Origin of the sequence: Streptomyces sp. XY431 (genome assembly GCF_001279805.1) — a bacterium.
Taxonomy (GTDB): Bacteria; Actinomycetota; Actinomycetes; order Streptomycetales; family Streptomycetaceae; genus Kitasatospora; species Kitasatospora purpeofusca.
Genome location: NZ_LGDO01000466.1, coordinates 1 through 202, shown reverse-complemented (window position 1 = coordinate 202; position 202 = coordinate 1). Strand labels below are relative to the sequence as shown.

At 56.9% G+C, this 202-nt stretch carries 1 rRNA gene; it reads right to left on the bottom strand.

Annotated elements, in window-relative coordinates:
* Nucleotides 1-202: ribosomal RNA gene (locus ADK60_RS29400) — 23S ribosomal RNA — on the bottom strand; the annotation flags it as partial.

Sequence of the window (202 nt, the reverse complement as noted above, 5' to 3'; positions counted from 1 at the left end):
GTTTTCAACCCTGGTGGGTTCGGTCCTCCACGAAGTCTTACCTCCGCTTCAACCTGCCCATGGCTAGATCACTCCGCTTCGGGTCTTGGGCATGCAACTGTATCGCCCTGTTCGGACTCGCTTTCGCTACGGCTACCCCACACGGGTTAACCTCGCTACACACCGCAAACTCGCAGGCTCATTCTTCAAAAGGCACGCAGTC